Here is a 6,652-nt window from a genome sequence, read left to right on the forward strand (position 1 = left end):
GCACAAACAGAAAAGCCCCTGATCATTTCTGATCAGGGGCTTCATGTTTGGTGGCCTGGGACGGAATCGAACCGCCGACACAAGGATTTTCAATCCTCTGCTCTACCGACTGAGCTACCGGGCCGCTGAAGCTTAAATTATAGGGGCACTTTTTGCCTCAAAAATGAAATTCGCGATTTTTTTCAAAAAATCTTAATTTCGCTTGTTTCGGCCCAGGTCGACGCCCAGTTGGCGCAGCTTGCGGTACAGGTGCGTACGCTCCAGACCGGTCTTCTCGGCGACGCGCGTCATCGAGCCGCCTTCGCGTGCCAGGTGGAATTCGAAGTAGGCTTTCTCGAAGCCGTCACGCGCTTCGCGCAATGGGCGGTCGAGATCGAAACCCTGGTGCTGCTCGGGCCCGGCTTCGGCCGCCACGCGCACTGCCGAAGACATTGCATGATGGTGCGTGGTCTCGGCCTGCACCGCGGCACTGCCCGCGTCGGCTGCCGCATTCCCTGGCGACGATGCGGCCTGGGCGCTGCTGCGCGCCAGGCCCTGCTCGACCGCCTTGAGCAGCTTCTGCAGCGTGATCGGTTTTTCCAGGAACGAGAAAGCGCCTATGCGCGTGGACTCCACGGCAGTGTCGATGGTGGCGTGGCCGCTCATCATGATCACCGGCATGGTCAGTTGCCCGGCCGCAGCCCACTCCTTGAGCAGCGACACCCCGTCGGTGTCGGGCATCCAGATGTCCAGCAGGACCAGGTCATAGCTGCTGGCCAGACGCGCTGCCCTTGCCTGGGTCGCGTTCTCCGCCAGGTCGACACTATGACCCTCGTCGTTGAGGATTTCCGACAACAAATCCCGAATCCCCAATTCGTCGTCGACCACCAGTATGTTTGCCATGTGTATTGAAACGCCTATGTGCTGCGCTGAGCGGAGCCCTCCGCGAGGGCCTTACTTACAGGGGCAAATGATAGCGACACTTGCGCACCCTGCACTATCGAGTTTTCTACCCGGTTGCTCAACTTGATCCGGGCGCCATGTTCATCTGCAATTTTCTTGACCACCGCCAGGCCCAAACCGGTGCCGCGGACCTTGGTCGTGACATAGGGCTCGAAGGCCCGCTGCAGAATGTTTGCCGGGAATCCCGGTCCCCGGTCACTGATGCTCAGCTGCACGCGCTCGGTGAGCGCATTCCACTGCGTGCTGAGCTCGACCGCCTCTGGCGCGCTGCCGGTCTCGGCCGCAGCCTGCTCCGTCGCATCCTGCGCATTTTGCAACAGGTTATGCACTATCTGCCGAAGTTGCTGCGCATCCCCTGCGATCGGCGGGCAGTTCGGGTCGAGGTCCACCTTGACACCTACCCGTGCATTTTCCTCGCCGTAGAGATGCATCACGTCAGCCAACAGGCCGTTGAGGTCCAATGGCAACAGTTCGGCCGCGGGCAGGCGCGCGTAATCGCGGAATTCATCGACAAGATGTTTCATCGCCCCGACCTGGTCAACGATGGTCTTGACCGACTTGCCGAGCAAGGCCTGGTCGGTGGGCGCGAGCTTGTCCATCAGCTTCATCGCCAGCCGTTCGGCCGACAGCTGGATGGGCGTCAGCGGATTCTTGATCTCGTGCGCCACGCGGCGCGCGACTTCGCCCCAGGCCTGGGCGCGCTGGGCCGAGACGATCTCGGAAATATCGTCGAACACCAGCAGGCGCTGGGTGTCGGGCAGTTCAGCGCCGCGCACCACCAGGCTGGTGCTGTCGTGCACCACGCCGCCGCCGCCGCCACCGACCGTGCCGTGCAGCTCGTGCACAATCTGCCAGCGGTCGCGCCCCAGCGAAGCACCGCCCTCGCCCAGGAACTGCGCGAACTGCTCGCGCACGATCTGCGCGAACTCGGCCAATCCCGGCACATCGCCCAGCAGCCGGCCCTGGTAGGCGGCCATGGGAACGCGCAGGATGCGCGTCGCGCCGGGGTTGCTCGACACCACATGACCGGCCTCGTCGAGCACGATCACGCCCGAGGTCAGATTGTCAAGAATCGTCTGCAGGTTGGAGCGCGCGGCGTCGACATCGGCCATGCTCTGGCCCACGGCCGTATGCGCTTCGGCAAGCTGGCGCGTCATCAGCGCGAAGGCGCGCGTGAGCCCGCTGAGTTCGTCGGCGCTGGGCAGCGAGGCCTTGGGCCGCAGGTCGCCGCGCGCGACTTCGCGCACGCCCTGGGCCAGCATCAGCAACGGCCGCGCGAGCTGGTTGCCCAGCACCACGGCCAGCAAGATGGCGCCGAACACCGCAAGAAACAGGCTCAGCGTGAGCGTGCCTATATACATACGCTGCAGGCCTTCGCGCGCCAGCGCGCGCTCCTGGTATTCGCGGTGGGCTTCCTGCACCGCGATGGCATTGGTCAGCAGCGCCATCGGCAGCTTGAGCGTGGCCTGCACATAGCGCGGCTCGGCCAGCAGGCCCACGGCGGGGTTGGGCACCAGCGCCAGCGTGCGCACGCGCACCGCTTCGAGCATGCGCTCCAGCGCCGCAGGGTCGTTCACGGCAGACACATCGTCGAGCCCTTCGATGCGCGCCAAGGCCGGTTGCTCGCGCAGCGCCCGCTTTTCCTGGGCGGTGGGCCGTTCGGGCAGCAGCAGATCGAATTTCGACGGCCCGACGCTGGCCAGCACCTTGCCCGATTCGTTCCACAACACCACATCGACGGCGCCCAACTGCTCGCGTATGCGCTCGAGCTCGAAACCCGCGGCCGCATTCGGCACCTGCGACAGCGACTCGCTGGCGGTGCGCGTGTTGTGCGCCATGTCCTTGGCCACGGTCTCGAGCGTGACGCTCGCCAGGCTCACGCCCGCGGACAGCGCGCCTTCGACCTTGACGTCGAACCAGCTTTCGATGGAGCGCGAAACGAACTGGTACGACACCACATAGATCAGCAGCCCGGGAACGACGCCCACGAGCGCGAAGATGCCCGCGAGCTTGAGCAGCAGGCGGCTGCCGAAACGCCCGCGCCGCAGGCGCAGCGCCAGGCGCACACCGCCCCACAGCAGCAGGCCCAGCAGCACCGCCGCGACCAGCACGTTCATCGTGAACAGCCAGTTGTAGTTGCGCTCGTAGACTTCGCGGTTGTTGGTGGCCAGCGCCAGCAGGAACATCAGCACCAGGCCGATGGCGCACATCAGCGCCACGGCCACGCCCAGCGCCCAGCGCGCGGAGCGCGACAGGCGCGAGACCGGCAGTGGCGCGTCCACGGCGTCCGTCTTGTCCTGCACGCTCAAGGTGCGCCTCCGCCGGCCAGGCGCAGGCTCTGTGTCATCTGCAGGTTCCAGCCCGAGCGGCCAAACGCGCCGATCTGCAGCGGCCGCGGCAGCTGCGACATATCCAGGCCGAAGCGCATCTGTACCGTGACCGGCATGTCTTCGGGCACCTGCCCGGCGTCGGCAATCTTCCAGCGCGCGATGCGCTGCATGGCGTTGATCGCTTCCGCCAGATCGTCATAGGTTTGCGACAGCGCCAGCCCCAGGCCCGATCCCGTGAAAGGCGTGGACGAAGTGTGCAGCCGCCAGCGGCGCGTCAGCGGCTGGTAGCTCAGGCGCAGATAGCGCGCGGAATGCGCCATCTCCAGATCGGACCAATACCAGCGCTCGCGCAGCACCTGCGCCTGCAGCACGAAATGCATGGTGATGCCCTTGAGCAGCGCGTCCTCGACATGCTCGGGCAGCTCGAAGGCCAGCGCCGCGCTCAGCAGCATGCCTTCGGGCGTTCGCTCGACCTGCATCTGCGTGATCGAGGCCCCGCTCTGCGCGCGGACTTCGCCGGGCAGGCAGGCCACGAACCACAGCAGACAGGCCAGCAGCAGGTGCGGCCAGCGTCCACGCCAGACACCTGCGAGCGCAGCGCTCTCAGGGGGCTTTTTCCAGCAGGGCGTAGAAGAATCCGTCATGGTCACCCGGTTCATTGTCCGGGACAGCCGCGGTTTGCGCGGCATTGCCCGGAATTAAATGGCCTGGGGATGGCAGCAAGCGCGCCTGAGTGTTGCGTGCAAGGAACGCTTTCACCTGCAAATCGCCTTCGGCCTTGAAGACCGAGCAGGTGCAGTACAGCATGCGCCCGCCGGCGCGCAGCAGCGGCCACAGCGTGTCGAGCAGGCGCGACTGGATCGCCGCGAGCTGGGCGATGTCGCTGTCGCGGCGCAGCCAGCGCACATCGGGATGGCGGCGCACGATGCCCGAGGCCGTGCAGGGTGCGTCCAGCAAGATGGCATCGAACTGCGCGCCGCCGCTGGCCTGCTGCCACCACTGGTCGGGGCGCGAGGCGTCGGCGACGACGACTTTCGCCTGCACGCCCACGCGCGCCAGCGTCTCATGGATGCGCTCGCTGCGCTCGGCGTCGATCTCCAGCGCCGTGACCTGCAATGGCGCGCCCACACCCGCATACTCCAGCAGATGCGCGGTCTTGCCGCCGGGCGCGGCGCAGGCGTCGAGCACGCGCAGCGGCTGCGTCAGGTCCAGGCCCTGAAGCAGCAGCGGCGCGGCCATCTGCGCGGCCGCATCCTGCACCGATACCTGGCCTTGCGCAAAGCCCGGCAAGGCCTGCACCGGCTGCGGCTGTGCCAGCTCCAGCCCGCTCTCACCCACGGGCCTGGCGTCCATCTGCTGCGAAGACAGCAGTTGCTGGTACTGCGCGACCGTCGCCTGCAGCGTGTTGACGCGCAGCGTCATGGGCGCATGGCGGTTGTTGGCCGCGAGAATCTGCTGCCAATCCGCGGGATGGTCCTGCTGCAGGCGCGCGATCCACCATTGGGGGTGATTCCACAGTGCCTGGGGCTGGGCATCGGTCCTTGCCACCAGCGCATCGCGCTCGCGCAGAAAGCGCCGCAGGCAGGCATTGATGAACGCTGCCTGGCGCTGGGCCGGGCCGCGCTTGGCGGCCTCGACGGCCTGGTTCACCAGCGTGAACGGCGGATAAGGTGCCTGGCTCTCATCCCAGGCCAGGGCCAGCGCCGTGCACAGCAGCGCGTTGACGCGCGGCGGCGGCGTGCGCGGCGCGAGTTCGGCGCGCAGCGCCTGGGCACGGCCCAATTGGCGCAGCACCTGGAACAGCAGCGCCTGCACGCCGGGGCGCAGGCGCTGGGGCACGGCCGCGAGCGCCTGGGTCCCCGATTGGCCAGCCAGAATGGCCTGCAAGGCCTGGGCGACTTCGGCCAGTTGCTGCGACAGCGCAGGCGCCGCGCCGCCAGCGGCCGGTGCCGGCTCGCGGGAAGAAGGAGGGAATATACGGCTCATGCTGCGGTGTCTGGTAGCTGCGACCCGAGGGCCGGTTGAAGCGGGCGGGCCGCGCGGAATCCGAAGAACCACGCCAGCACGCGCGCTGGAAATTGGGCAATGGCAGCGTTGTATTGCGCCACTGCGGTGTTGAACTGGTCGGCGGCCAGTCCGGTCTGTGCCTGCTGCTGTTGCCAGCGCAGGCGCCAGGCGAGGTCATCGGGAGCCCCGGGCAGGTTCTTCAAGGCTTGCCAGGCCGCGAACTGCTCGTCATGCGCGCGCTCGAGCGACTGCATGGACTGGGCGTGCAAAGGCCGCGCACGCGCGCCGGCCAGCGCCGCGCCCATCGCGGCCAGGCTTTGCTGCCAGGCCGCATGGGCCAGGCGCTGCGTGCCTTCGGGATCGTCGGCATTGGCCTGCGCCGCGCTCCATTCGCTCAGCAGCCCCTGGGTCTGCAGGAAATAGCTGTCCAGCGCGCCAAAGGCCTGAACGCAGGCCGATCGCAAACGCATCACGCGGTTGTAGGCGCCCACGGCCCAGAAGACCAACACGGCCAGGACAATCCAGTCCAGGGAGATAGACCACATGCACAGGGACCGGCCCACTTCGCTGATCGCGCGCCGGTTCGATGAAAAACCCAATGAAAACGCCCCCGTCCACCATCAGCGGTACGGGGGCGCGGCTCAAAATAAAGTCAACTTGACCATGGCCCAGGGCCCATGAAACTGGCGTGAACCAGTTCAGGGGCACAAGCCAAGGTCCGCCCCGCAGCGATGGTGCCGTCCCCCTCCACCGAAGGTTGAGAGGGGGAAGCGGAGGCCGGCCATCCGGCGTAAGCCGCTCAGGGGGTGCTTGCTTTAGTCCACCGAAGGATCGCCAACCGACACCGTGTCGGCACCTTCTTCGATGATGCCAGCCAGCTCGGCCGCTTCGGCTTCGGCGATGGCGCGGCGCTCGGCGTCGTCCATCAGGTCCTTGGCCTTGCGTGCCTGGTGGTAGGCCAGACCCGTACCAGCGGGAATCAGGCGGCCGACGATCACGTTTTCCTTCAGACCGCGCAGCTCGTCGCGCTTGCCCATGATGGCAGCCTCGGTGAGCACGCGGGTGGTTTCCTGGAAGGAAGCCGCGGAGATGAACGAATCGGTCGACAGCGAAGCCTTGGTGATACCCAGCAGCACGTTGGAGTACGTCGCGGGGATCTTGCCTTCGGCCAGCAGCTTCTCGTTGGTGTTGAGAATCTCCGAGCGCTCGATCTGCTCGCCGGCAATGTAGGTCGATTCACCGGGGTTCTCGACCACCACGCGGCGCAGCATCTGACGAACAATCACTTCAATGTGCTTGTCGTTGATCTTCACGCCTTGCAAGCGGTACACGTCCTGGACTTCGTCCACGATGTAGCGCGACAGCTCTTCGAT

At 66.3% G+C, this 6,652-nt stretch carries 5 protein-coding genes, 1 tRNA gene and 1 pseudogene; all 7 read right to left on the minus strand.

Features of this window, described 5'->3' with window-relative positions:
* Nucleotides 1-48 precede the first annotated feature (48 nt).
* Nucleotides 49-124 (minus strand) — tRNA-Phe (locus tag RR928_RS23730).
* A 68-nt stretch (nt 125-192) separates the two neighbouring features.
* Nucleotides 193-882, minus strand: coding sequence for a response regulator (locus tag RR928_RS23735; protein ID WP_332540211.1), 690 nt, complete (start codon nt 880-882; stop codon nt 193-195).
* A 14-nt stretch (nt 883-896) separates the two neighbouring features.
* Complete coding sequence (locus RR928_RS23740) at nt 897-3,245, minus strand: sensor histidine kinase (protein WP_332540212.1); 2,349 nt, start codon at nt 3,243-3,245, stop codon at nt 897-899.
* A 2-nt stretch (nt 3,246-3,247) separates the two neighbouring features.
* On the minus strand, nt 3,248-3,916 hold the full coding sequence (locus tag RR928_RS23745; protein ID WP_332540210.1) for a DUF4390 domain-containing protein: 669 nt from the start codon (nt 3,914-3,916) through the stop codon (nt 3,248-3,250).
* Entirely contained in the window at nt 3,876-5,258 is a 1,383-nt protein-coding gene (gene rsmB / locus RR928_RS23750) for a 16S rRNA (cytosine(967)-C(5))-methyltransferase RsmB (protein ID WP_332540208.1), read from the minus strand. Before rsmB ends, RR928_RS23745 begins: the two co-directional genes overlap by 41 nt.
* Nucleotides 5,255-5,824 carry a LemA family protein gene (locus tag RR928_RS23755; protein ID WP_332549815.1) on the minus strand — a complete coding sequence of 190 codons (570 nt, stop codon included), beginning with the start codon at nt 5,822-5,824 and terminating at the stop codon, nt 5,255-5,257. The genes rsmB and RR928_RS23755 overlap by 4 nt, the downstream gene beginning before the upstream one ends.
* A 270-nt stretch (nt 5,825-6,094) precedes the next feature.
* Nucleotides 6,095-6,652 (minus strand): annotated as a pseudogene (locus RR928_RS23760) (DNA-directed RNA polymerase subunit beta'); the annotation flags it as partial.

The sequence above is a fragment of the Comamonas sp. genome, from assembly GCF_036666375.1.
In the GTDB taxonomy this organism is placed as follows: Bacteria; Pseudomonadota; Gammaproteobacteria; order Burkholderiales; family Burkholderiaceae_C; genus Comamonas.